This is a genomic window from Ruegeria atlantica, assembly GCF_947495585.1.
GTDB lineage: Bacteria > Pseudomonadota > Alphaproteobacteria > Rhodobacterales > Rhodobacteraceae > Ruegeria > Ruegeria atlantica_G.
The window spans coordinates 128,594-150,745 of record NZ_CANLZK010000008.1 but is presented as its reverse complement, the minus strand read 5'-3'; the positions used below and the strand labels follow the sequence as shown (position 1 = coordinate 150,745).

Genomic DNA, 22,152 nt, shown 5'->3' with positions numbered 1-22,152 from the left:
GACCGTGCAGATCCGAATACTGGGCACCACGGATCTTCATATGAACTTGAGGAGTTTTGACTACTATTCTGACACCCCTGAACCCACAATTGGCCTGACCCGAACCGCCAGTCTGATCCGCGAAGCCAGAACTGAGGCGCAGGCGGAAGGCTCAACCGTGCTGCTTTTTGACAATGGCGATTCGCTGCAGGGAACTCCCGTTGGGGATATGGCCGCCGAGCAAGCTGACAAGCCGCATGCGCTGATGCAGGCGTTTGGCGCGTTAGAGTATGATGCGATCGGGTTGGGAAATCATGATTTCGGGTTCGGTCAAGATATACTGGACAGCATCCTTTCGCAGGCCCCCTGTCCAGTGGTTTGCAGCAATGTTCATCGCCCGGGTGCCAACGAGGTCTGGCAGGATCAGGCAGTTCTAACCCGCCGGGTTGAGGTCGCGGGGCACCAAGCCTCGCTAACCGTCGGCGTCTTCTCGGTCGTTCCGCCGCAGACCCGGAATTGGGAATCTCATCGGCTGGGTAATGACGTCCGGATAGACGACATTCTGACCTGCGCGCGCACTAAAGTGTCAGAGCTTCGATCCCACGGCTGCGACGTGATCATCGCGCTTGCCCATACGGGGCTGGGGTCCGTCGACCCCGCGCCCGATCTTGAAAACGCGATAATCCCCCTTGCCGCGATTGAGGGCATTGACGCCATCATCGCCGGGCACACGCATCTGACCCTGCCTGGGAAGTCACACGCTGGGCTGGAACACGTCGATGCCACTGGCGGTATGGTGCATGGCACACCTGTTGTCATGCCGGGATCTGCCGGATCTCATCTTGGCGTGATTGATCTGACGCTGGTTGCCTCGGCAGAAAAGGGCTGGTCGGTCGCGGCTCATCGCACTGAACTGCGCCCGGTCTCAGGTGCTGACCCGGCGGCCGAAGACCGGCTGTTGGTGGCGCTGTTTTCAGATGTGCATTCCGCAACACGAAAACGGGCCGCGGAACCGATTGGGCATACGGATCAGAGCCTGCACAGCTATTTCAGCTTTTGCGCCAAGGATCGCGGGCTTGCGATGGTGGCCGCAGCACAGGCTTCGGCCGTGCGCCAGATCCTGAAGGGCACACCCCATGAAGCGACACCATTGCTGTCTGCCGTGGCACCTTCGAAGTTCGGTGGTCGCGCCGGGCCTCGCTTTTACTCGGACATTCCTGCGGGCGTCATGCGTATGCGGCACGTGGCTGATCTGAACATCTTTCCAAACGAACTTCGTTCGGTCGCGGTGACAGGAGAGCACATCAGAGATTGGCTTGAAATGTCTGCGGGCGTATTCAATCAGGTGAAACCCGGCGTGCAAACTGAATTGGTCAATCCTGATCGAGCCGGACACAATTTCGATGTTCTGTTCGGGCTAAGCTACGTGATCGACCTGAGCGCTCCGCCTCGGTTCGATGCGGAAGGGCGACTGGTAAATCCGGCATACCAGCGCATCTCAGATCTTCGTTTCCAAGGCCACGCGGTGACGGCCGAACAACGCTTTGTCGTTGCACTGAACAATTATCGGGCCAGCGGCGGCGGGCATTTTCCGATCATACGGGACGCCGAAATCATGAACGTTCCGGCTTTGCCGATCCAACACGCGCTAAAGGATTACCTGACCGGTGCAATGCCCGCTGAATCGCTGGAACAGGGCCCCTGCCCATTCCGTTTTGCGCCCATGCCGGGATCCTCTGTCCTGTTGAAGACCGGCCAACAGGCACAACGTCACCTCGCAGACATCGCAGAGTTCAGCCCAACGCTGGCTGGAACGGATGCCGAAGGGTTTTTGCGCATTCAACTCTCACTGTGACGGGTTGTCATTTCTGCGTGTCTTCCCTATATCGATTTTCGAGAGGTTGGCGCGGGCGAGCGCCTCGCCAACCTGGTCAGGTCCGGAAGGAAGCAGCCACAACGAGCCCCGCTTGGGTCGATGTCCAACCTCTCACTTACTTGAATCGTTAGCCGCAGGAGGGCTTTTATGATTGTAGCAAAAACCCTTTGGGCAGAGCGTTTCTGAGGCCGACCCTCAAACCTGCCTGAACACATTACCGCTGGATGCGCGACCGCCATGCAGACGGCTTGCTGTACCTGAACACAGGCAGAACAATGTCCTTTACACTTTCGGACCTGGGATGGTCCTCACACTTTGCCGCACAACATGCGGCCAATCCAAAATGCGTTCCCTTTCGCATCACAGCCGTTCACCGTGATCGTCTGATCGGTGCAAACATCAACGGTGAAACACCTCTGCTCACCCTGAACCACCCGACGGGCGACTTTGCCGTCGGAGATTGGGTATTGGCGGATGATCAAAACCGGGTTCAACACCTGCTGGAACGCCGCGCCGCCGGAACCGGGGCCGAGGCCCAGTTGATCGCCGCCAACGTGGATGTGCTGTTCATCGTCAGTTCCTGCAATGCCGACTTCAATCTGGCCCGGCTGGAACGGTATCTGGCTTTGGCACACCAGGCCGGGTGCTATCCGGTGATCGTTCTGACCAAGGCCGATACCTGCGCCGATCCTGATAAATACTCCAAAGCAGCCGAGTCGCTGGCGCCTTTTCTGACCGTACTGCCAATCAATGCTTTGGATGCCCTGGACGTGCAGCAAGTACTGTCCTGGTGCTCCACCGGGCAGACCGCTGCACTGGTCGGCTCATCCGGTGTCGGCAAGACAACATTGGTCAACGCCATGACTGGTCTGGATGAGGCAACGTCCGGCATTCGCGAGGACGACGCGCGCGGGCGGCACACAACAACTGCCCGCGCGTTGCATCCAATGCAGAACGGAGGCTGGTTGGTCGATACACCGGGTATGCGGGCTTTGCGGTTGCTTGATGCTCAGGATGGCGTCGATGAGGTCTTTTCCGACATTCTGGAATTGGCCCAAACCTGCCGCTTTTCCGATTGTCAGCATCAGGCCGAGCCGGGATGCGCTGTGCAGGATGCGATTTCCACCGGATCCCTTGACACAGAGCGGCTAGAGCGTTGGCGAAAACTGCGGCGCGAGGATGAGAGAAACTCGGAAACCGTGGCGCAGTCTCGTGCGCGCGACAAGGCCTTTGGTAAGATGGTACGATCGGTGATGCAGGACAAGAAATCCCGCAAAAAGCTGTAAGTACAGGCTCAGGCGATCAACCGGGGCCATATGGCCGCATTTCGGCGCGCAAAAGCGCCGATGTGACCGACCTCGGCCAATCCAAAGTCTTTCGGCGACAACTGATGCCGGCGGGCTTTGGGACCGTAAAGTTCGGCCAGGCGCCAAACCGCGTTCGGGGGCACCACCTGATCATCGTCCATTGTGAACAGATCGACGGGTGTTTCCGACGCAGCCCAACGGGCGTCTGGAAGGCTGTTGCCGATATCCGGCACGTAGCTCAGTGCAGCGGTGCACCATTTGCGCCACTGCCAGTAGACACGTGCCGGAAGGTCCGAGCCGAACCCAAGCGCCTTGCCCGGCAGGTATCCCAATGCCTTAACCAGCAATGGCGGGTGGGCATACCAGAACATTGTCGCCAGTGCGCGATACGGCCAGGGGTGGTCGGATACCGTCACCAAACCTGAACAGACACAGATCATTCGGTCGATCTGTTCAATATCGGGCTGAATTGGCCCCAGCATTCCACCAACCGAATGGCCAATGCTCCACTGCTGGGCCGCGGGAAATCTGCGCCGCATTTCAGCGCGGGCAGCGGGCATGTCGATCAACGCCCAGTCAGCCATCGTGGCCTGCGAATCGCGCAGGCGCCCGCGTAGAGAGTGGCCAAAATCGCGATAGTCATAGGTCAGACAGGCCATACCCTGTTCTTCCACCAACCACCGCGCAAAATGCTGGTAATAGTCGCGCGGTACGCCTGTGGCTGCATGGACTACAACCGCCACATCAGGTGCCGAGGCAGGCATATACAGCCGTGCCGACAGTTCGGCCTCTCCGGCAGAAAACGTGAAATCTTCGGTCAAAACGACCGGAGTGTTGTCCAACATGGTGCCCTCGCAAGCATCTGAACTATTCGGTTCACATATGGCATATCGGCGCTTTTGCGCGACTAGAGTCAACAGATTTTCAAAGTGACCAAGCGTCCACTTGAACGATGGAAAACAGCCCGCTTGACTCAAGCCACCTACAACCGCTAGCGATGAGGTGATGGTTCTCGTCCTTATATTGGGGCGGGATGAAAAGGGAACTCGGTGCGGTCCAGCCCGGCAATGCCGGAATGGACCAAGGCCGCGACTGCCCCCGCAACTGTAAGCGGTAAGCAATGCCGAAATACCACTGGCCGAAAGGCTGGGAAGGTCGGCTAAGCAATGACCCGCAAGTCAGGAGACCTGCCATCAAAGTAAAAACCGAAACTCGGGCGGGGTGTCCGGGCAGGTCTTCAGTACGCTGAGTTCCCTGTTCCACGTCCCCCGTTCACCGCGCGGAGGGCGCATTATGATCTGGAAGACAACGACCCACGAGTTCACCGCCACCCTGTGCCAGAAAACGGGGAAAACCTGCCCCGCATTGGCCCAAATGGCTCGGGCCCTGGCCGAGGCGATGGCAACAGCACAACCGATGACGACCAGCGAATTTGAGGTGGACGGCTCCAGCGAACTGACTCATTGCGATGAGGGTTGCACCGCACGGTTTCGCGCCAGCCCGGCCCGGATCAGGGTCTATTGCGGGGCAAACACGAGCGACTCAGCCGACACGCTGGACGAATACGCCGATATGATGTTCGGCCCTGACTTTTCCACTCTGCCTGCTGGTGTTTTGGCGACCTTGCCTTGCGCCATGCTTCAGGCATCGGCCCTTGCACCGCGTCCATCGCATCAGGTTGTTCAACAAGCCACGGCCTGATCCTAGTTCACCAATCGCTCTGGGCCGGTTTCATGGCCCAGGCCATCTGCTGATCCGTTTCCACCGCGCATGGTCGGGCCAAGCGCAGCCGGTTTAGCGCGTGGTTTGGATCTTCGCCGCATTCCACCATGAGCCTCAGCGCGACCATCCCCGACCGCCCGCAACCGCCCCGGCAATGCACCAGCACGCGTCCACCGTCGGACAGCACCTGCCGGGCGGCTGCGCTGGCTTGAGGCCAAAGAGTTTCGATTGGCAGGGGCGGCGTGCCAAAATCCTCGACCGGAAGATGCACCCAGGTCGCGGACCTGCTTTGAACGTCTCGACCAAAACCGCCTGCGCCGACCTGCTGCATCTCGGCCTCGGTGGTCATTGAAATCAGCAGATCGGGGTTCCAGTCCTGTATGACCCTCAGATCGTCCACATACCCACCGCCGCCGCCAGGCAAGGGGGACAGCGCCAAGGTGCCTGAGCCAACAGGCAGCGCGTAGATCGCAAATTTTGCCAAAGCTTATGCTCCTACTGCCACCGGCCCACCAGATTTTGACAGCCTATTTATCCCGCTTACAGACGCTGTCCAAACCGAAATTCCACAAAGCCTGCTGTGGACGCGGGCGGCCCGGGTCTCTACGCTGCATTTCTGACACGAATCTGACAGAGCAGACATGACCGAAACGCCCAGCCCCGCCTATCAGGTTCTTGCCCGCAAGTACCGCCCTGAAACCTTTGCAGATCTGGTTGGACAGGACGCAATGGTGCGCACGCTGAAAAATGCGTTCGAAGCGGATCGGATCGCGCAGGCCTTTATCATGACCGGTATTCGCGGCACCGGCAAAACCACCACTGCCCGGATTATCGCCAAAGGCATGAACTGCATCGGCCCCGATGGCGAAGGCAAGCCAACGACCGAACCTTGCGGCCAGTGCGAGCATTGTGTGGCCATCATGGAAGGACGCCATGTCGACGTGATGGAGATGGACGCCGCCAGCCGGACCGGTGTGAACGACATTCGCGAGATTATCGACAGTGTCCGATATCGTGCCGCCAGTGCGCGCTACAAGATCTATATCATCGACGAAGTTCACATGCTGTCGACCAGCGCCTTCAATGCCCTGCTCAAAACGCTTGAAGAACCGCCCGAGCACGTAAAATTCATCTTTGCGACGACCGAGATTCGCAAAGTTCCAGTGACAGTGCTGTCACGATGCCAGCGGTTTGACCTGCGCCGGATCGAACCCGAAGACATGATTGGCCTTCTCAACAAGATCGCAGCGGCTGAGAATGCGCAGATCGCAGAAGACGCGCTTGCTTTGATCACGCGCGCGGCCGAAGGGTCTGCCCGCGATGCAACATCGCTGTTGGATCAAGCGATTTCACATGGAGCCGGGGAAACCAGCGCCGATCAGGTTCGGGCAATGCTGGGCCTTGCAGATCGCGGGCGCGTGCTGGATCTGATGGAGATGATCCTGCGCGGTGATGCGGCTGGAGCATTGACCGAGTTGAGCGGCCAGTATGCCGAAGGGGCCGATCCGCTGGCCGTTCTGCGCGATCTGGCCGAGATCACCCATTGGGTTTCCGTGGTCAAAATCACGCCCGATGCCGCCGATGACCCCACCGTCTCACCGGATGAACGCGCGCGTGGTCAACAGATGGCCGAGGCGCTGCCAATGCGGGTGTTGACGCGCATGTGGCAGATGTTGCTGAAGGCGCTGGAAGAGGTTTCTGCAGCACCCAACGCGATGATGGCCGCCGAAATGGCAATCATTCGTCTGACCCATGTGGCCGATTTGCCCAGCCCCGAAGAACTTATCAAACGACTACAGGATGCACCTCCCCCCCCACCAAGCGGGGGACCTGGCGGTGGTGTGGCTGTGCCAACTCATGCACCTGCACAGGCGACGTCCTCTGCGCATCTCTCGGCACAACGCGGGCCTGCAGGGGCACCCACCGCAGCGCTTGCCCAGGACGTCCAGACCGCGCTGGCACGCTATCCAACCTTCGAATACGTGGTCGAACTGATCCGCACCAACCGGGACGTAAAACTGTTGGTTGAGGTCGAAAACAGCGTGCGTCTCGTCTCGTATTCCCCGGGACGGATCGAGTTCACGCCCACGGACAAAGCGCCGACCGATCTGGCGCAAAGGCTTGGTTCGGCCTTGCAACGCTGGACCGGAAACCGATGGGCCGTCTCAATCGTGGCCGACGGGGACGCGGCAACAATCGCCGAGGTTCGAGACGCGGCTGATCTGGCGTTGAAAGCGCAGGCCGAACAACACCCACTGGTTCAAGCCGTTCTGATGCAGTTTCCAAAAGCGCGCATCAAGCGGATCGAAACCCCGGAAGAACGCGCCGCCAAGGTCGAAACCGAAGCCCTACCGGAGGTCGAAGACGAATGGGACCCGTTCGAGGAGGATTGATCCGAGCGACCAAAGTGGAAACACTCCTGCGTTGCCGGGCCCAACGGGAGGAAAGGTCTTGCCAAAGACCTTGACGACAAGCGAGAGAAGCTCTCCCCTTGTACCCTACCGGCAGCATCCGTATTTAGGCGGCAAACCGATTTGCAGGAGAAAAGCAATGCTCAAAGGACTCGGCGGTCTGGGCGATATGGCCAAGATGATGAAATCCGCACAGGATTTGCAGACCAAAATGACGGACATGCAAGAAGAGCTGAACAACCTGATGGTTGTAGGCGAATCCGGTGCAGGGCTGGTGAAGGCCACCGCCACCGCAAAAGGCGAGCTGAAGGGTCTGGACATCGATCCGTCGATTTTCAATGGCGACGATAAGGAAGTTGTCGAAGATCTGATTCTGGCCGCTATCAAGGACGCGCAAACCAAAGCGGCCGAGCGCTCTCAGGCAGAGATGGCAAGGCTGACCGAAAGCATGGGTCTGCCCGCAGACATCAAGCTGCCGTTCTGATAGACACTCCTGACGACCCAAAGGCCGGGCACAACTGCCCGGCCCTTTTGCAGGAGCGCACGCCGTGAGTTCGAACAGCGATATCGACAATCTGATCGATCTGATGGCCAAATTGCCGGGCCTCGGGCCTCGCTCGGCTCGCCGCGCGGTGCTGCACCTGATCCGAAAGCGCGCCCTGCTGCTGACGCCCTTGTCGGACGTAATGCAGCAGGTGGCCGCCACCGCCCGCGAATGCCTGAATTGCGGCAACGTGGGCACCACCGATATCTGCGACATCTGCGATAGCGAGGATCGCGCGACCGGAGAGTTGTGCGTGGTCGAAGATGTGGCTGATCTCTGGGCGATGGAACGCGCTGCAGTTTTCAAGGGTCGCTATCACGTTTTGGGCGGCACATTGTCGGCTCTGGATGGGGTCGGACCGGACGAACTGCGCATTCCCCGACTCAAGGATCGGGTGATGGCCGAAGGGATTTCTGAGGTCATTCTGGCCCTGAACGCAACCGTCGATGGCCAGACCACCGCCCACTACATCGCCGATCAGCTCGAGGGACAGGTCCGCCTGACCTCACTGGCGCAGGGTGTTCCGATTGGGGGCGAGCTTGATTATCTGGACGACGGGACGATTACGGCGGCGCTGAGGGCGCGGAAGGAAATTTGACGAGATCATTGATACTTTTTCTATTTAATATTAAATGGTTACTCTGGAAAACTGTTAACGATCAGCTTCAATCGCACACTCATCCAACCATTCGTATGGCAGAACATTGATTGCAATGTTTTTAGATAGCTCACCGTAGGCCATGTAACTATAGCTCCAAGTATAGGGCACGCAGTCCTTCAATGCGGCGCCATGCAAAAAAAACTGGAAATCAGCGGGAGCATTTCTGAGGCTGGCAAAAAAGGAGTTTCTGAATTCGCGATCTGCTTGAAACGCAGCACTTTCCTTTAAACGCAGATAGCTTGCATAAGCTGCGATCAATCCAGTGGATAAACACATTGAAAAAAAGACAAACAAACCGAATGTAGTTTGTTTGTCAAAACCAATTCGCCCCATTCCTTTAGCAATAATGAGGCTCAGTCCGATGCCTACGAGCAAAAGAGCAGGCCAATAAGGAGCGCCCAGTCGGTCAATCCAAAAAGTGAGAAAGAAAATTGGACGAAACACGTTTCCGGTCAACAACCAGGCCATTGCGATGTAAGTAGATAGGCCGATCAGAATAATTTGCGAATTCTTCATAGTATGAGGGCCTTGCATGTATTTTGTCTATTTTCTTACGCCTGATTGGTTTAAGATTTTCACATCGATATCAACGTCAAAATCCACCTTTGGAACAAATTAGATGACCCGCCTTCTCGCCCTATTCTTCGCCACCTTCACTGCCACCGCTTCGCTCGCCCAACAACTCATCGACAAGGGATTTGTCGAAGGTTGGAACATCATGATGGACCCCGCGCTTGGCAACGGGTGCCTAATCCAGACGATCTATCAGGACCTCTCAGTCGTGCGGCTGGGCTATGACGCGCTGGACAATCGCGGGTATTTCGCCGTCTACAACAAGGCGTGGGGCGACATCAAACAGGGTGAGAGTTATCCGATCCGGTTCGATCTGGACGGCAAAAGCTATGATGCCACTGCCATCGGCTTCAATCAGCGCGATGTGCCAGGCGCGACCGTGTTTTTCACCGACCGCAGCTTCGTGGATGCGATTGCGCAGAACAAAACCATGACCGTCTATAACCCCGCGGGTGAGACGGTGATGGCGATTGATCTGAAAGGCACGGCCAAAGCGTTGGAATATGCCCGCGACTGTCAGAATAAGAAACTCTAACGAATCGGATCAAACAGGGCGTCTTTGGCGGTGCAATCTCGGATCACGTCTCGCCCACAAGGCGCGGGTTCAAGGTCGCGCGACAGGCACAGGCGGACCTCTTCTATATAGCCCTGCTTGCAGGTCACAGTGATCATGTCGCGCTCAAGGCCGGGGTTGGCTTTCAGAAAGGCTTCTTCCACGACCGATGCAGGTAATTTGACCGAGGCATCCAGCTTGCGGAATACCTGAGGACGCTCAACCGCCTCATACGCCTGCCGAGACAGCGCATAATAGTCGGACGCACTGAGACCCGAGCAGGTGCCGTGCTTTTTCCACTGATGCCACGCCAGACCGGAACTGCCCTGAATATCGGTCATTTTGCGTGACATAGCGCGCGATGGCGGCGCCTCGGGCGTGCGGCAGAAGGCGGGCCAACCCTGATGGTACTGAGGCCAAAGACCATGCAGGATCCAGCCATGGTCATGCCGGGTGTCGCATTGATCCGATCCGCGTGCGTCGCCTTCGCGGGCGCACCAGTTTGGCGACCAGCTAAGCGACAGGACATAGTAGTCAAACTCGCCTGCCTTTTCGCCATCGCTCAGCGCCGCCATTGCACCGAAAATCCACGAAACCAGCCCCAAAATAACCCAGCGCATTCGCCTCTTCCCTTCTTGCCTTGGCGCGACTATATACGGACCAAGTTCCCCGACAACGGAAACCTGTCCCAAAAAAGGGGCCGCCGAATTCCGGCGACGGGAAAGATGTATTTATAGGAGACGGGCTGATGGCAAAACCGCTTATGGCCAAGGCAACAGCCGTATGGCTGGTGGACAACACCACGATCAGCTTCAAGCAGATCGCGGATTTCGTAGGCATGCACGAGTTGGAAGTGCAGGGCATCGCAGACGGCGATGTGGCCGCTGGCGTGAAAGGCTTTGACCCCATCGCCAACAACCAGCTGACCCAGGACGAGATCGACACCGCGCAGAACAACACGCTGCACAAGCTGAAGCTCAAGTTCAACCCCGCTGCAAGCGGCGAGGAAAAGCGGCGCGGTCCGCGCTATACCCCGCTGTCCAAGCGTCAGGACCGTCCAAATTCGATCCTGTGGCTGGTCAAGTTCCACCCGGAACTCAGCGACGGTCAGATTGCCAAACTGGTGGGCACCACCAAGCCAACCATCCAGTCGATCCGTGAACGGACCCATTGGAACATTTCCAACATGCAGCCGATCGACCCCGTTGCGCTGGGTCTGTGCAAACAGTCCGAGTTGGACGCGATCGTGCAGAAAGCCGCAGCCAAGAAAGCAGCCGAAGGTGGCGTCATGAGCGATGACGAGCGCCGCAAGCTGGTTTCGACCGAACAGTCGCTGGAAATGGACGCGGCGCCGAAGATTCCGACCGCCATCGAAGGTCTGGAAACCTTCTCGCTGTCGGATGAACCTGCGGAAGAGAAAGAAGAAGAACCGATCCTCGACGCGGACAGCTTCTTCAACCTGCCCAAAGGCGGTGCCGACGACGAAGACGAAGACGATCCGCGCCCCTAAAGCACAGACAGCCCCGGCCTGAACGGACCGGGGCTTTTTTACGAGAAAACCATGCTGAACGTTCTTTCCAAACTATTTGGACCGCATCGCGCCGTTTCGATCTATGCCTTCCTGAAGACCTGGGGTTTGCCCGTGGCAGGCGGTGTTGGTCTTGTTGCCGTCGCTGCTGGTTTGCTGATCTTCAACGACAGCGGCGAGCACGAGCATGAGGCATTTATGACCGTCAACGTCTTGTCAGCGACACCCATCAACGGGGACCTCAAGAACGGCGTCATTGCTTCGGTCCGACTGCCGGACGGGTCTGCGACCTCGGTCACTTCGACCGACGCTCCGGTCTCACAAACCGTTGGCACCACGGCCTGCATCGAAAAACGTGTGTACGTGGACAGTGGCGAGGCTCGGTATCGGTTCAAACTGCCGCGCCACTGCGAAGCAGGATAAGTAAAGCCGCCCGGTAAGAACACCGGGTGGCTTTGGTTTCAGATCATCTGGAACAGAATGCCAGCGGTGATGGCCCCGGTGATCCCCAGCCCCAGATAGGTCGCAAAAACCCGTGGTTTGACCAATGACCAGACGGCGGCCATTGCCGGGATCGAACTGACGGCACCCGCGACCATGAATGACATCGCGGCCCCTGCGCTCATCCCCTGTTCCATCAAGCCAGCCAGCAGCGGCGGCGCGACATAGGAGTTCAGGTAAGCAGGCATCCCGACCAACGCGGCAATGACAATGGGTACAACACCTTCACCGCCAACAACGCGCGCGATCAGGTCAGCGGGAACATAGCTAACCAACAGCGCCTCGAGCACATAGGCCAGAGCCAACCATTTCAGCAGGAACAGGCTGTTGTGAACGAACTCGGACCTGAAGCGCTGACGGCGCTCGGGTTCCTGCCAGAACTTCCAGACAGGTTTGTCCTCTGTTTTAGGTCCGCAACCGCAGCCAGCTGGTTTGTATTCGCGCAGAGGCTGGGCGAACGCACCACCTCGCATCAGGGCACGGACGGCAAAGCCACCAAACAGACCGAGTGCGACCGCTGCAATGGCCTTGCCGATTGCAAATGGCCAACCCAATGCGCCTGCCGTGATCAATAAGGTAGGTGGGTCAATCAAGGGCGAGCTGAGCCAGAATGCCATAACAGCCGACAAAGGCGCACCAAGCGCCAGCAGTCCGGCAATGAACGGAATGACTTCGCAAGAACAGAACGGTGCGAGGCCACCGAAGACCGCTGCGAGAAAGATCATCCGCGTCTCGCGCCCCTCAAAGGCGCGCGCGACCATCACCTCGGCACCTGTCGCCTTGAGGTAAGACAGAAGCAAGACGGCAAACAGAATATACTGGCCGGTATGTGCAAGGGCTTTGCCCGCAAAAGTCACGACCTCTCCCCAGTTGCTGGGGTCAAGGACGGCCACAAGCGCCAGAATGGCTACGATCACTGCCCATGGGGTTTTGATCAGATCAACGGCCACCTTTGCCGGTGCCTTTGGGTTTTGTGTCAGCTCAGCCATCGTTCGCAGCCTTTCCCACTTCGTCCGCGCAGCATTCGCTAAGAATGAACTGCGCGAGGCCTCTCAATTCTTCGTAATTTGCGCAGTTGATGGTGGCGCGCCCGATTTTCTCTTGCTCGACGACTCCGCCGGCCGCGAGGAACCGCAGGTGATGGGCCAATGTCGAAGGCGCAATGCCTGTGCGGTTCTGGATTTCCCCAACGGTCAACCCAGCCTCACCAGCCCGAACCAATGTCTTGAGAACCTTCAGTCGCGCTTCAGAGCCCATGGCCGAGAATCCTGCTGCAGCTGTTTCCCACATCTGACTTCTCCATTAAACTAGATTTCTAGTTATTTAGGTGAGTCGTTCTTTTTCGTCAAGCGCCTTGTTCACGAATTCTCGAGACGAGATTAAGTCCAGATTGCCCTCACCTTAAGTCCACCCTATAAGGCGCTATGGGAATATCGGTCGACACATTCTTTCTGGAACTGAACGGACAGGGCACGCTGCAGGCGCAGATCCAGCAGATGATTGCCGAAGGCATCTTGTCTGGCCGGTTCCACGTTGGGGAAAAGCTGCCCTCGTCTCGCAAATTGGCGGCGCATCTGGGTGTTAGCCGGATCACGGTGACACTGGCGTATACGGAACTACTGGCCAATGACTACCTGACTGCCAAAGGCCGGTCGGGGTATTTCGTGTCGCAAAACGCGCCCGTGCCACCCAAGTATTCGCCTGTTCAAAAACGCGATGAAAATGTCGACTGGGACACGGCCTTGGCACGCAGGTTCTCGGATGGGGACGTGCTGCCCAAGCCCAGTAATTGGCGCGATTACAAATACCCTTTCATCTATGGTCAGGCAGATCGGAAATTGTTCGACCACGCCAACTGGCGTCTCTGCGCGGTCCGTGCGCTGGGTCACAAGGATTTTGCATCTCTGACTGGGGACTACATGGATCAGGATGATCCGCTGCTGATTGAATTCATCGCCCGTCACACGTTGCCGCGCCGCGGGATCGCCGCCCGCCCCGAAGAGATCTTGATCACTATGGGGGCGCAAAACGCGCTGTGGCTGGCCTCGCGCATCCTGTTGAACCGCAACCGCACGGCCGTTATCGAAGACCCATGCTATTATGCGCTGCGGGATTTGCTTAACCACTCTGATTGCAAAGTTTCACCACTGGCCGTTGACCGTGACGGACTGACCCCGGATGCGTTGCCGGATGAAACAGATGTGATTTTCACCACACCCAGCCATCAGAGCCCGACAACCGCAACCATGCCCGTTGATCGCCGCCACGAGTTGCTGAAACGCGCCCGCGAACTGGACGCCATGGTGGTCGAGGACGATTACGAGTTTGAAATGGCCTTTCTGGGATCCCCGTCCCCGGCCCTCAAGTCAATGGATCGCGACGGACGGGTGATCTATGTGGGCAGCTTCTCGAAGTCGCTGTTTCCCGGATTGCGCCTTGGCTACATTGTCGGGTCCGAGCCCTTTATCCGCGAGGCCCGCGCCTTGCGTTCTTTGGTACTGCGCCATCCGCCGGGCCATATCCAGCGTACTGCGGCCTATTTCCTGTCCCTAGGCCATTATGATGCTCAGATTCGGCGTATGTCCAAAACCCTTGCCCGGCGACGCGAAGCGTTGGATGCTGCAGTCGAACAGTACGGGCTTACCGCTGCCGGACGCGGAATCATGGGCGGGTCGTCGCTTTGGATGTCGGCCCCCGAGCGTGTGGACACGACCAAACTTGCCCAAAAGCTGCAGAGCCAGGGCGTCCATATCGAACCAGGCGCCCCGTTCTTCAATGGGTTGCACCGACCGCACAACTTCTATCGCCTTGGATACTCGTCCATTGGCCGAGACCGCATCGGGCCGGGCGTGAAACTGATCGCCGACGCCATCCGGTCCGCCTAGCACGACTCTGGACATATCCCGCCTAACGTTCTGGCCCTAACGCCGCTTCGCCCCTTGCGCCAAAACCGTATCAAAGGCGGGTGCTGTGCCCGAACCTTTCTTCAATTGTGCGGAGAACACTCAGATGAAAATGACCACTGAAGAGGCCTTTGTTAAGGTTCTGCAAATGCACGGTATCGAACATGCGTTCGGTATCATCGGTTCGGCCATGATGCCGATTTCGGATATCTTCCCGGCCGCAGGCATCAATTTCTGGGACTGCGCCCACGAAGGTTCGGGCGGCATGATGGCGGACGGCTACACCCGTGCCACCGGCAAGATGTCGATGATGATCGCGCAGAACGGCCCCGGCATCACCAACTTTGTGACTGCCGTTAAAACCGCATACTGGAACCACACCCCGGTTCTGCTGATCACTCCGCAGGCAGCCAACAAGACCATCGGTCAGGGTGGCTTCCAGGAAATGGAACAGATGCGCATGTTTGCGGACTGTGTTGCCTACCAGGAAGAACTGCGTGACCCCAGCCGTGTCGCCGAAGTTCTGAACCGCGTCATCCTGCAAGCCAAGCGTGCCTCGGCACCTGCTCAGATGAACATCCCGCGCGACATGTGGACCCAGGTTGTCGACATCGAATTGCCTAAGATCGTCGAATTTGCCGCAACTGCTGGCGGCGACGAAGCGCTGGACGAAGCGGCAGCCCTGCTGTCCGACGCCAAATTCCCGGTCATCCTGAACGGTGCCGGTGTTGTTCTGTCCGGCGCGATCCCCGCATCCGCCGATCTGGCCGAACGTCTGACCGCACCGGTCTGCGTTGGCTATCAGCACAACGACGCCTTCCCCGGCTCGCACCCGCTGTTCGCTGGCCCGTTGGGCTATAACGGTTCAAAAGCCGGTATGGAACTGATCGCTAAAGCGGACGTTGTTCTGGCTCTGGGCACTCGTCTGAACCCATTCTCGACCTTGCCCGGCTACGGCATCAACTACTGGCCGACCGATGCCAAGATCATTCAGGTTGACCTGAACCCGGATCGTATCGGCCTGACCAAAGACGTGACCGTTGGCATCGTCGGCGACGCCAAGAAAGTGGCCGAAGGTCTGCTGGAACGCCTGGGCGACAACGCCGGTGAAGCAGGTCGCGAAGACCGCAAGAACCTGATCGCCACCACCAAATCGGCTTGGGCGCAAGAACTGAGCTCGCTGACCCACGAGAACGACGATCCGGGCACCACCTGGAACGAGCGTGCACGTGCAGCTAAGCCCGACTGGATGAGCCCCCGCATGGCATGGCGCGCAATTCAGGCGGCGCTGCCGACCGAGGCAATCATCTCGTCCGATATCGGCAACAACTGCGCCATCGGTAACGCGTACCCGTCCTTCGAAGAAGGCCGCAAGTACCTGGCACCTGGCCTGTTTGGCCCCTGTGGTTACGGCCTGCCTGCCGTTGTTGGCGCGAAAATTGGTTGCCCGGACGTTCCGGTTGTCGGTTTCTCGGGTGACGGCGCATTTGGTATCGCTGTGAACGAACTGACCGCGATTGGCCGCGAAGAATGGCCAGCTGTGACCCAGATCGTTTTCCGCAACTACCAGTGGGGCGCTGAAAAGCGTAACTCGACCCTGTGGTTCGACGACAACTTTGTTGGCACCGAACTGGACCAACAGGTCTCCTATGCCGGTATCGCAACCGCATGTGGTCTGAAAGGCGTCGTTGCACGCACCCAGGACGAGCTGACCGCAGCCCTGAACCAGGCGATCATCGACCAGAAAAATGGCATCACCACTCTGATCGAAGCCATGATCAACCAGGAACTGGGCGATCCCTTCCGTCGCGACGCCATGAAAAAGCCGGTCCGTGTTGCCGGTATCGACGCGGCTGACATGAATACGTCGGCCGGGGCATAATCGCGTGAAGCCATTGCGCACAATTCTCGGAGCTGCTAGCAGCTCCGACAAGATCATCGCCCTCGCTGAGGGCGATGATCCACGTGTTGTTGAAGGTGCTTTGAAGGCCCGCAAGGAAGGTGTCGCGCGCATCATTCTGGTTGGCGACAAAGCCAAAGTAACTGCCCTGCTGGCCGAACAGGCTGGTCAGGATGTCGACGGCATCGAAATCCACGATCCATCGGACTCTCCCCATGCCGAAGCGTTTGCAGCTGAGCTTTTCGAGCGGCGCAAGCACAAGGGCATGACGCCTGAAAAGGCCGCTGAAGAAATCAAACACCGCCTGAACTATGCCGCGATGCTGGTTCATACCGGTCATGCCGACGGAACTGTCGGCGGAGCTGTTGAGACCACGTCGGCCACAGTGCGCGCCGCTTTGCAGATCATCGGCAAAGCGCCCGACGCGGCCATGGTTTCCAGCTTTTTCCTGATGCTCTACTGCCGCGATCACCACACGGTTCGCGGTGCGCACATCTTTGCCGATTGCGGCCTGGTTGTTGATCCGAACGAACAGGAACTGGCTGAAATCGCCCGGGCATCTGCCGCGTCTTTCAAGGCGCTGACGCACGAGACGCCCCGCGTTGCAATGCTGTCCTTTTCAACCGGCGGCAGCGCCAATCATCCGAAAGTCACGAAGGTCAGCGAGGCCACGCAGATTGCAAAATCGGCTGACCCCGATCTGTTGATCGACGGCGAGCTGCAGTTTGACGCCGCATTCGTCCCCGAGGTGGCTGCAAAGAAAGCCAAGGATTCGCCCCTGCGCGGCGAGGCAAATGTCTTTGTGTTCCCGAACCTCGACGCAGGCAACCTTGGCTATAAGATCGCGCAGCGTATTGGGGGTGCCGAAGCAATCGGCCCGGTCCTTCAGGGACTGGCGAAGCCGGCCAACGACCTTTCACGCGGATGCTCCGCCGAGGACGTTCTGCACATGATCGCGGTTACGGCCGTGCAAGCAGAAACATCCAAAACCCGGACAGACGCCTCGTAAATCCGGCTAAAGCGAAATACTGTTCCGATTGATCTCTGCTCATGAGAATAATCGGATCAAAAGCCACAGGGACCAGAAATGAACCAGCCAATCATTAATACCTCTCCCAAGGTCTCTGACGAGGTCAGAAAAACAACGTGCTACATGTGCGCCTGCCGCTGCGGCATCAACGTACACATGAAAGACGGCAAGGTTGCCTATATCGAAGGCAACCGCGATCACCCGGTTAACAAGGGCGTTCTGTGCGCCAAGGGCTCGGCAGGGATCATGCAGGTCAATGCACCCTCGCGTCTGCGCGCGCCACTGAAACGCGTCGGTCCACGTGGTTCGGGCAAGTTCGAAGAGATCAGCTGGGACGAGGCGCTGGACATCGCCGTTGGCTGGCTCAAGCCGATCCGCGAGGACAACCCCGAGAAGCTGGCCTTCTTCACCGGCCGGGACCAGAGCCAAAGCTTTACCAGCTTCTGGGCGCAGAACTTCGGCACATGCAACTATGCAGCCCATGGTGGATTTTGCTCGGTCAATATGGCCGCAGGCGGCATCTACACGATGGGCGGTGCGTTCTGGGAATTTGGCCAGCCCGACTGGGATCACACCAAGCTGTTCATGTTGTTCGGTGTTGCCGAAGATCACGACAGCAACCCAATCAAGATGGGCATCGGCAAGATCAAGGCCCGTGGCGCACGGGTGATCGGCGTCAACCCGATCCGCTCGGGTTATAACGCGGTTGCTGACGACTGGGTCGGGATCACTCCTGGCACCGACGGTTTGTTCATCCTGTCGATGATCCACGTGCTGATGAAGGCCGGCAAGATCGATCTGGACTATCTCAGCCGTTACACCAACGCGCCGGTTCTGGTCGACGCGTCCGAAGGCCCCACCAAGGGTCTGTTCCTGCGCGATGAGGACGGCAAACCACTGGTTGTTGACCGCAACACGGGCGAGCTGACGGCGTTTGACAAACCGGGCGTCCGCCCCGACCTGTCGGCCACCTTTGAAAAGGATGGCGTCACCCACCGCCCTGTGTTCCATCTGATGGCAGAACGCTACCTCAACGACGAATACGCGCCCGAGAACATCGCCGAGCAGTGCGGCATCCCCGCCACCCGTATCCGCGCCATCGCGGGAGAGTTGGCCCGCGTTGCCTTTGACGAGGCGTTCGAGCTGGAGCGCGAATGGACCGATTTCCGCGGCGAAAAACACACCAAGATGATCGGCCGCCCGGTTGCCATGCACTCGATGCGCGGTGTCTCGGCTCATGCCAATGGCTTCCAGACTTGCCGCGCACTGCACGTGTTGCAGATTATCCTTGGCACAGTCGAAGTCCCCGGTGGCTTCCGCTTCAAGCCACCCTATCCCAAACCGGTCGAGGCGCACCCGAGACCGCACTGCAAGGTGACCCCGAATACACCGCTGGACGGCCCGCATCTGGGCTTTGTTCAAGGGCCAGAGGATCTGGCGCTGAAAGCAGACGGCAGCCCGGCGCGGATCGACAAGGCATTTACGTGGGACAACCCGATGTCCAGCCACGGGCTGATGCATATGGTAATCTCGAACGCACATGCTGGCGATCCCTACAAGATCGACACGCTGTTCATGTACATGGCCAACATGTCCTGGAACTCATCCATGAACACCAAGGGTGTCATGGACATGCTGACGGACAAGGATGAAAACGGCGATTATGTGATCCCGCATATCATCTACTCCGACGCCTATTCGTCGGAAATGGTGGCCTATGCCGACCTGATCCTGCCGGATACCACCTATCTGGAACGCCACGACTGTATCTCGCTGCTCGATCGCCCGATCTGCGAAGCGGATGCTGCAGCCGACGCAATCCGCTGGCCGGTGATTGAGCCTGACCGGGATGTCAAAGGCTTCCAATCAGCGCTGGTCGAACTGGCCAACCGCTTGGGCCTGCCAGGGTTCACCAATGAAGACGGCAGCGCCAAATGGACAGATTACGCCGACTATATCGTCAATCACGAACGCAAGCCCGGCATCGGCCCGCTTGCCGGATTCCGTGGTGAAAACGGCGATAAGGAAGGCCGGGGTGAGATCAACCCCGATCAGTTGAACCGCTATATTGAAAACGGCGGCTTCTACGTGGCCCATATCCCCGAAGGAGCGGATTACTACAAACCATGGAACACAGCCTATCAAGATTGGGCTGTCGGCATGGGCATCTATGACAGCCCGCAGCCATACCTGTTCCAGCTCTATTCCGAGCCGATGCGCAAGTTCCAGCTTGCCGCCGAAGGCCATGGCGAACGTCAGCCCCCGGAACACCTGCGGGAACGCATCAAAGAGACATTGGACCCGATGCCCATCTGGTACGAGACCGACCAGACCGGCAACGAAGGCTTTACTGTCAACGCTCTGACCCAGCGCCCCATGGCAATGTATCACAGCTGGGGAACCCAGAACGCATGGCTGCGCCAGTTGCACGGCCGCAACCCACTTTATGTTCCGACCAAGCTGATGCGCGAGAATGGCCTGAGCGACGGTGATTGGGCCAAGGTGACCTCGCCGCATGGAGAGATCACGGTTCCGGTCATGGAAATGGCGGCCCTGAACGAAAACACCGTCTGGACTTGGAACGCCATTGGCAAACGCAAAGGCGCATGGGCTCTGCAAGAAGACGCGCCCGAGGCCACCAAAGGGTTCCTGCTAAACCACCTGATCCACGAGCTGCTGCCGCCCAAGGGCGATGGTCTGCGGTGGGCAAACTCTGATCCGATCACCGGTCAGGCCGCATGGTTCGACCTGAAAGTGAAGATCGAAAAAGCTGACGCACCAACGGATGCGGAAAGCCAACCGGAGTTCCCACCGATTGAATCTCCGGTCGGAACTGGACCGAAGGATTTGGCATGGAAGGTAGGCAAATGATCCGATCCCTGCTTCATCTGGCTAAAAATATCCCGGGGTCTGGGGCAGCGCCCCAGCCCGCCCTCACCACAAAAGCGGAGGCAAGGTAGTCATGACCCAGCTCCCCACATCCACCGACCGCAAGATGGGTCTGGTCATCGACCTGGACACCTGCGTTGGCTGCCACGCCTGCGTCATCTCATGCAAAGGCTGGAACACGGAAAACTACGGCGCGCCGCTATCCGATCAGGACGCTTATGGTGCCAACCCATCCGGCACATTCCTGAACCGGGTGCATTCCTATGAGGTGCAACCGGCGGAAGGTCACGCCCAGCTGATCCACTTCCCCAAATCCTGCTTGCACTGCGAGGACGCGCCCTGCGTCACCGTTTGCCCCACAGGGGCCAGCTACAAGCGGGTCGAGGACGGCATCGTGCTGGTCAATGAAAGCGACTGCATCGGCTGTGGCCTGTGCGCGTGGTCCTGCCCCTACGGCGCACGTGAACTGGATCAGGCCGAAGGGGTGATGAAGAAATGCACCCTCTGTGTTGACCGTATCTACAACGAGAACCTGCCTGAAGTGGACCGTGTTCCGTCCTGCGTGCGTACCTGTCCCGCAGGCGCGCGCCACTTCGGTGATCTGGGCGATGCGGACAGCGATGTCAGCAAACTGGTCGCCGAACGCGGGGGCATGGACCTGATGCCGGAAATGGGCACCAAACCCGTCAACAAATACCTGCCGCCAAGGCCCAAGGATAACGTCGAAGATCAGATCGACATCCTGGCCCCGTTGCTGGCCCCGGTCGCTGAAGAGCCCAAAGGGTTCCTTAGCTGGCTGGACAAGACCTTGGAGAAGCTCTGATGCATCCAGCACCTTCCGTCATCATTTTCACCACCCTGTCGGGTCTTGGCTTTGGACTGTTGTTCTTTTTGAGCCTCGGTCTACCAGACGTCTCTGGCTGGGTCGCTTTTGTCTTTTTCGCCATCGCCTACGCCCTGTCCGTTGGCGGCCTGATGGCGTCCACCTTTCACCTTGGCCACCCCGAGCGGGCCTGGAAAGCGTTTACGCAATGGAAGACCAGCTGGCTCAGTCGCGAAGGCTGGTGCGCGGTCATCGCTCTGATCGTCATGGGGCTTTATGCGATTGGCGTGATCTTCCTGGACCAACGCTGGAGCCTTCTTGGCTGGATCGGTGCGCTGTTCTCGCTACTGACCGTCTTCACCACGTCGATGATCTACACGCAGCTCAAAACCATTCCCCGCTGGAATATGAACCTGACTCCGGCCATGTTCCTCAGCTTCAGCCTGGCAGGCGGTGCCCTGCTGGCCGGGCAGGTCCGGGTAGCGCTGCCGCTGCTGCTGATCGCGGCGCTGGTGCAGATATTGTATTGGAAAAAGGGCGACAAAGCGCTGGAGGAGTCTGGCACAAATCTGGGCACGGCTACCGGATTGGGCGATCGCGGCACCGTGCGCGCATTTGAGCCTCCTCATACCGGCACCAACTATTTGCTTCGTGAATTCGTTCACGTCGTTGGCCGCAAGCATGCTGAAAAGCTGCGCATCATCTCGTTTGTGTTGGCGTTTGTCCTGCCGGTTATCCTGCTGCTACTGCCGTTCGGCCACTTCTTTGCACTGCTGGCCGTGGCGTCGCACCTTGCCGGCGTTGCCACATCGCGCTGGCTTTTCTTTGCGCAGGCCGAGCATGTCGTTGGACTGTATTACGGAAAACGATAGGGGCTCTGCCCCCGTCGCGGTTAGCCGCGACTCCCCCGGGGATATTTTTAGCCAGATGAAGTCTGGATCCGGAACAAAAA

21 protein-coding genes, 1 other RNA gene and 1 riboswitch are annotated in these 22,152 nt (G+C 58.5%); of the genes, 16 read left to right on the top strand and 6 right to left on the bottom strand.

The features are described from left to right. Positions 1-4: 4 nt before the first annotated feature. From QMP16_RS14910 to rsgA, 3 genes are all read left to right on the top strand, one after another. Positions 5-1,834 carry a bifunctional 2',3'-cyclic-nucleotide 2'-phosphodiesterase/3'-nucleotidase gene (locus QMP16_RS14910; protein WP_282153021.1) on the top strand — a complete coding sequence of 610 codons (1,830 nt, stop codon included), beginning with the start codon at positions 5-7 and terminating at the stop codon, positions 1,832-1,834. A 39-nt stretch (positions 1,835-1,873) separates the two neighbouring features. After that, positions 1,874-1,972: signal recognition particle sRNA small type (ffs, locus tag QMP16_RS14905), an RNA gene on the top strand. A 158-nt stretch (positions 1,973-2,130) separates the two neighbouring features. Continuing rightward, entirely contained in the window at positions 2,131-3,141 is a 1,011-nt protein-coding gene (gene rsgA / locus QMP16_RS14900; RefSeq protein WP_282153020.1) for a ribosome small subunit-dependent GTPase A, read from the top strand. Between the two features lie 8 nt (positions 3,142-3,149). Here the strand turns inward: rsgA and QMP16_RS14895 are convergent, their stop codons facing one another. Next, the gene (locus QMP16_RS14895) at positions 3,150-4,007 is read right to left on the bottom strand and encodes an alpha/beta hydrolase family protein (RefSeq protein ID WP_282153019.1); all 858 of its coding nucleotides are present in this window, start codon (positions 4,005-4,007) and stop codon (positions 3,150-3,152) included. A gap of 144 nt (positions 4,008-4,151) precedes the next feature. After that, positions 4,152-4,371, top strand: a riboswitch (cobalamin riboswitch). An 84-nt stretch (positions 4,372-4,455) separates the two neighbouring features. On the opposite strand from QMP16_RS14895, the gene QMP16_RS14890 reads away from it, so the two are divergent. After that, entirely contained in the window at positions 4,456-4,863 is a 408-nt protein-coding gene (locus QMP16_RS14890; RefSeq protein WP_282153018.1) for a hypothetical protein, read from the top strand. Between the two features lie 7 nt (positions 4,864-4,870). On the opposite strand, the gene QMP16_RS14885 is transcribed toward QMP16_RS14890, so the two are convergent. Beyond that, positions 4,871-5,368: a protein-tyrosine phosphatase family protein gene (locus tag QMP16_RS14885; RefSeq protein WP_282153017.1), complete on the bottom strand. Its 498-nt coding sequence runs from the start codon at positions 5,366-5,368 to the stop codon at positions 4,871-4,873. Between the two features lie 157 nt (positions 5,369-5,525). On the opposite strand from QMP16_RS14885, the gene QMP16_RS14880 reads away from it, so the two are divergent. The 3 genes from QMP16_RS14880 to recR all read left to right on the top strand — a co-directional run bounded on the left by QMP16_RS14880 (position 5,526) and on the right by recR (position 8,437). After that, a complete protein-coding gene (locus QMP16_RS14880; RefSeq protein ID WP_282153016.1) occupies positions 5,526-7,277 on the top strand; it encodes a DNA polymerase III subunit gamma/tau in 1,752 nt (583 codons plus the stop codon). A gap of 157 nt (positions 7,278-7,434) precedes the next feature. After that, the gene (locus tag QMP16_RS14875; protein ID WP_108861168.1) at positions 7,435-7,779 is read left to right on the top strand and encodes a YbaB/EbfC family nucleoid-associated protein; all 345 of its coding nucleotides are present in this window, start codon (positions 7,435-7,437) and stop codon (positions 7,777-7,779) included. 64 nt (positions 7,780-7,843) lie between these two features. Continuing rightward, positions 7,844-8,437, top strand: a complete 594-nt coding sequence (recR, locus tag QMP16_RS14870) for a recombination mediator RecR (protein WP_282153015.1) — start codon at positions 7,844-7,846, stop codon at positions 8,435-8,437. A gap of 54 nt (positions 8,438-8,491) precedes the next feature. On the opposite strand, the gene QMP16_RS14865 is transcribed toward recR, so the two are convergent. Then, entirely contained in the window at positions 8,492-9,016 is a 525-nt protein-coding gene (locus tag QMP16_RS14865; RefSeq protein ID WP_282153014.1) for a hypothetical protein, read from the bottom strand. Between the two features lie 103 nt (positions 9,017-9,119). Here QMP16_RS14865 and QMP16_RS14860 point away from each other — a divergent pair, with 103 nt between their 5' ends. Further along, a complete protein-coding gene (locus QMP16_RS14860; protein WP_282153013.1) occupies positions 9,120-9,608 on the top strand; it encodes a hypothetical protein in 489 nt (162 codons plus the stop codon). Here QMP16_RS14860 and QMP16_RS14855 read toward each other — a convergent pair. Then, complete coding sequence (locus QMP16_RS14855; RefSeq protein ID WP_282153012.1) at positions 9,605-10,246, bottom strand: ribonuclease T2; 642 nt, start codon at positions 10,244-10,246, stop codon at positions 9,605-9,607. The genes QMP16_RS14860 and QMP16_RS14855 overlap by 4 nt on opposite strands. A gap of 128 nt (positions 10,247-10,374) precedes the next feature. Here QMP16_RS14855 and QMP16_RS14850 point away from each other — a divergent pair, with 128 nt between their 5' ends. Further along, complete coding sequence (locus QMP16_RS14850) at positions 10,375-11,136, top strand: DUF1013 domain-containing protein (protein WP_058279793.1); 762 nt, start codon at positions 10,375-10,377, stop codon at positions 11,134-11,136. A gap of 51 nt (positions 11,137-11,187) precedes the next feature. After that, complete coding sequence (locus tag QMP16_RS14845; protein ID WP_108861162.1) at positions 11,188-11,577, top strand: hypothetical protein; 390 nt, start codon at positions 11,188-11,190, stop codon at positions 11,575-11,577. 38 nt (positions 11,578-11,615) lie between these two features. Here the strand turns inward: QMP16_RS14845 and QMP16_RS14840 are convergent, their stop codons facing one another. Continuing rightward, positions 11,616-12,644: a permease gene (locus QMP16_RS14840; protein WP_282153011.1), complete on the bottom strand. Its 1,029-nt coding sequence runs from the start codon at positions 12,642-12,644 to the stop codon at positions 11,616-11,618. Further along, positions 12,637-12,945, bottom strand: a complete 309-nt coding sequence (locus QMP16_RS14835; RefSeq protein ID WP_282153010.1) for an ArsR/SmtB family transcription factor — start codon at positions 12,943-12,945, stop codon at positions 12,637-12,639. The genes QMP16_RS14840 and QMP16_RS14835 overlap by 8 nt, the downstream gene beginning before the upstream one ends. A gap of 134 nt (positions 12,946-13,079) precedes the next feature. Here QMP16_RS14835 and QMP16_RS14830 point away from each other — a divergent pair, with 134 nt between their 5' ends. The 6 genes from QMP16_RS14830 to QMP16_RS14805 all read left to right on the top strand — a co-directional run bounded on the left by QMP16_RS14830 (position 13,080) and on the right by QMP16_RS14805 (position 22,072). Further along, positions 13,080-14,540 (top strand): PLP-dependent aminotransferase family protein, encoded by a 1,461-nt coding sequence (locus QMP16_RS14830; RefSeq protein WP_282153009.1) that lies wholly within the window; start codon positions 13,080-13,082, stop codon positions 14,538-14,540. A gap of 124 nt (positions 14,541-14,664) precedes the next feature. Beyond that, entirely contained in the window at positions 14,665-16,440 is a 1,776-nt protein-coding gene (xsc, locus tag QMP16_RS14825) for a sulfoacetaldehyde acetyltransferase (RefSeq protein WP_282153008.1), read from the top strand. 4 nt (positions 16,441-16,444) lie between these two features. Further along, positions 16,445-17,467: a phosphate acetyltransferase gene (gene pta / locus QMP16_RS14820; protein ID WP_282153007.1), complete on the top strand. Its 1,023-nt coding sequence runs from the start codon at positions 16,445-16,447 to the stop codon at positions 17,465-17,467. Positions 17,468-17,545: 78 nt separating this feature from the next. Beyond that, positions 17,546-20,359 carry a molybdopterin oxidoreductase family protein gene (locus QMP16_RS14815; RefSeq protein WP_282153006.1) on the top strand — a complete coding sequence of 938 codons (2,814 nt, stop codon included), beginning with the start codon at positions 17,546-17,548 and terminating at the stop codon, positions 20,357-20,359. Positions 20,360-20,450: 91 nt separating this feature from the next. After that, positions 20,451-21,200, top strand: coding sequence for a 4Fe-4S dicluster domain-containing protein (locus tag QMP16_RS14810; protein ID WP_108861155.1), 750 nt, complete (start codon positions 20,451-20,453; stop codon positions 21,198-21,200). Next, on the top strand, positions 21,200-22,072 hold the full coding sequence (locus QMP16_RS14805; protein WP_282153005.1) for a dimethyl sulfoxide reductase anchor subunit family protein: 873 nt from the start codon (positions 21,200-21,202) through the stop codon (positions 22,070-22,072). The genes QMP16_RS14810 and QMP16_RS14805 overlap by 1 nt, the downstream gene beginning before the upstream one ends. The last annotated feature ends 80 nt before the right edge of the window (positions 22,073-22,152 follow it).

Bases quoted from the DNA above. Each gene is read 5' to 3' on its own strand.
- QMP16_RS14810 (WP_108861155.1), top strand. From the start codon at position 20,451: ATGACCCAGCTCCCCACATCCACCGACCGCAAGATGGGTCTGGTCATC.
- rsgA (WP_282153020.1), top strand. From the start codon at position 2,131: ATGTCCTTTACACTTTCGGACCTGGGATGGTCCTCACACTTTGCCGCA.
- QMP16_RS14895 (WP_282153019.1), bottom strand. From the start codon at position 4,007: ATGTTGGACAACACTCCGGTCGTTTTGACCGAAGATTTCACGTTTTCT.
- QMP16_RS14805 (WP_282153005.1), top strand. From the start codon at position 21,200: ATGCATCCAGCACCTTCCGTCATCATTTTCACCACCCTGTCGGGTCTT.
- QMP16_RS14880 (WP_282153016.1), top strand. From the start codon at position 5,526: ATGACCGAAACGCCCAGCCCCGCCTATCAGGTTCTTGCCCGCAAGTAC.
- QMP16_RS14890 (WP_282153018.1), top strand. From the start codon at position 4,456: ATGATCTGGAAGACAACGACCCACGAGTTCACCGCCACCCTGTGCCAG.
- QMP16_RS14830 (WP_282153009.1), top strand. From the start codon at position 13,080: ATGGGAATATCGGTCGACACATTCTTTCTGGAACTGAACGGACAGGGC.
- QMP16_RS14815 (WP_282153006.1), top strand. From the start codon at position 17,546: ATGAACCAGCCAATCATTAATACCTCTCCCAAGGTCTCTGACGAGGTC.
- QMP16_RS14835 (WP_282153010.1), bottom strand. From the start codon at position 12,945: ATGTGGGAAACAGCTGCAGCAGGATTCTCGGCCATGGGCTCTGAAGCG.
- xsc (WP_282153008.1), top strand. From the start codon at position 14,665: ATGAAAATGACCACTGAAGAGGCCTTTGTTAAGGTTCTGCAAATGCAC.
- QMP16_RS14845 (WP_108861162.1), top strand. From the start codon at position 11,188: ATGCTGAACGTTCTTTCCAAACTATTTGGACCGCATCGCGCCGTTTCG.
- QMP16_RS14865 (WP_282153014.1), bottom strand. From the start codon at position 9,016: ATGAAGAATTCGCAAATTATTCTGATCGGCCTATCTACTTACATCGCA.
- QMP16_RS14860 (WP_282153013.1), top strand. From the start codon at position 9,120: ATGACCCGCCTTCTCGCCCTATTCTTCGCCACCTTCACTGCCACCGCT.
- QMP16_RS14855 (WP_282153012.1), bottom strand. From the start codon at position 10,246: ATGCGCTGGGTTATTTTGGGGCTGGTTTCGTGGATTTTCGGTGCAATG.
- QMP16_RS14875 (WP_108861168.1), top strand. From the start codon at position 7,435: ATGCTCAAAGGACTCGGCGGTCTGGGCGATATGGCCAAGATGATGAAA.
- QMP16_RS14840 (WP_282153011.1), bottom strand. From the start codon at position 12,644: ATGGCTGAGCTGACACAAAACCCAAAGGCACCGGCAAAGGTGGCCGTT.
- QMP16_RS14850 (WP_058279793.1), top strand. From the start codon at position 10,375: ATGGCAAAACCGCTTATGGCCAAGGCAACAGCCGTATGGCTGGTGGAC.